The organism is Neisseria sp. P0021.S006 (assembly GCF_051956895.1).
On sequence record NZ_JBQCWZ010000512.1, the window covers coordinates 1 to 965 of the forward strand.

At 52.8% G+C, this 965-nt stretch carries 2 protein-coding genes and 1 pseudogene; all 3 read right to left on the reverse strand.

All coding sequences use genetic code 11. From position 1 onward, the window contains the following. A pseudogene (locus ACTHUM_RS15340) lies at positions 1 to 106 on the reverse strand (DNA polymerase III subunit delta); the annotation flags it as partial. After that, positions 106 to 585: an LPS-assembly lipoprotein LptE gene (locus tag ACTHUM_RS15345; protein WP_440403333.1), complete on the reverse strand. Its 480-nt coding sequence runs from the start codon at positions 583 to 585 to the stop codon at positions 106 to 108. The gene ACTHUM_RS15345 and the pseudogene ACTHUM_RS15340, both read right to left, overlap by 1 nt. Before the next feature lie 119 nt (positions 586 to 704). Further along, positions 705 to 965: laccase domain-containing protein (locus ACTHUM_RS15350; RefSeq protein WP_440403334.1), on the reverse strand; the 261-nt coding region annotated here is incomplete at its 5' end.

Here is a 965-nt window from a genome sequence, read left to right on the forward strand (position 1 = left end):
GCGTATCCAAAGCCTCGATGCGCAACAAATCCTCTTCGCCGTGAATAATGTACAACGGTTTGAGCGGCGTATCGGGGCGCAGGCTCTCAATGGGTGCGGCAGCCATTATCGCGCCTTCAGGAAAGTCAGGCGGCGGACGATTTGATCTGCGGCGTCGATGCGCATTTCAGACCAAATGGTTTCTTCCTCTTCCTGTTTGCCCAAAACTTCGCTGTCGGCGTAGTCCATGGTGCGGTGAACCTTGACTTCCATCGGTTCGCCAACCGGCTCGCCGTTGCGGAAGGCTTGGACTTTGACGGTCATGGCCAGCAGGTATTCGTTGATTGCGGCGGCGCGGGTGATGGTGTAGATATCGCGACGTTTTTGGAAGTCGACAACGCGCAGGGTGATTTGTGATTCGGCTTCGCTAACCGGATGGCCGTCGGCACGGCGTAAGGCATTTTCCAGCGCTTTTTGCATGACGGCTCCGCCTTCTACATGCCAGTTTTGATAAGGCAGCGGTTGCGAAGTCACGCCTGTGCCTTTCAGGTGAAAACCGCAAGAGGCAAGCAATATGGCGAGTGCAGGCAATAGGATTTTTTTCATTAGATATTCCTTCGTTGAAACCGGTTACGGTATCGTCGGATTATAACGAATAATGTTTAGGCCGTCTGAAACCGTAAACGGAAAGTATTTCAGACGGCCTTGTCTATAAGATACAACGCTTATTTTTCCAGCCAAATCAGGCTGACCATGCGGCCGGTTTGTCCGTCGCGGCGATAGGAGAAGAAAGTATCGCGTTCCAAGACGGTGCAATGGGTGCCGCCATAAATCATGTTCACGCCTTCGCGGTGCAGAACCATGCGCGCCAAAGCGTAAATGTCGGCAAGGTATTTGCCGCTGCCGATGTCTTCAAACGCATCGACAGCTTCCGGCGTAGAGGTGCAAAACGCATCAAATACATCTTGCCCCACTTCAAACGCATC